Origin of the sequence: Virgibacillus salexigens, from assembly GCF_014905415.1 — a bacterium.
Taxonomy (GTDB): domain Bacteria; phylum Bacillota; class Bacilli; order Bacillales; family Amphibacillaceae; genus Virgibacillus; species Virgibacillus salexigens.
In genome coordinates this window covers 1-636 of record NZ_BNEO01000022.1, presented here as the reverse complement: position 1 = coordinate 636, position 636 = coordinate 1, and the positions used below count along the sequence as shown (strand labels likewise).

The following is a 636-nucleotide window of genomic DNA, read 5'->3' as shown; positions in this document are numbered from 1 at the left end:
GAAAGCGACAAGCGCGCATGAGAAGAGGCGCGACGTATACAAGTGCGTGCAGTCGTCCGTATGCGACCCGAAGCCGGGCGATCTAGGCGTAGGTAGGTCGAAGCGTGGCGAAAGCTGCGTGGAGGACCGTTTGAGGTGTTGATATGCAAATCGCTCTCGTGACCCGCGTCTAGGGGTGAAAGTCCAATCGAGGTCGGAAATAGCTGGTTCCTCCCGAAACATATCGCAGTATGACCTGGTCTGAGATAGTCGGCGGAGTAGAGCACTGATTGGGGAAGCCGGACTCGAAAGGGTCTGTTCTCTTGTCAAACTCCAAAACCGCCGTCGTCGTAGACGACCAGCAGTCCGGGCTGGGGGGTAAGCTTCTAGTCCGTGAGGGAGACAACCCTGACCGTGGTTAAGGTCCCCAAATATCGGCCAAGTGTTAACACTTAAGGGAGTCCTGGGTCATAAACAACTGGGAGGTTAGCTTAGAAGCAGCTATCCTTTAAAGAGTGCGTAACAGCTCACCAGTCGAGATCCAGGGCCCCGAAAATGGACGGGGCTAAGTCGATTACCGATACCACGGTGCACCGCGAGGTGATCTAGTAGGGAGGCGCTGGGCGTGGGCAGAAGCGACGCCGTGAGGTGTCGGGG

1 rRNA gene is annotated in these 636 nt (G+C 56.6%); it reads left to right on the top strand.

Annotated features, from left to right (window positions below):
- Positions 1-636 (top strand): 23S ribosomal RNA (locus tag JKP73_RS23780); the annotation flags it as partial.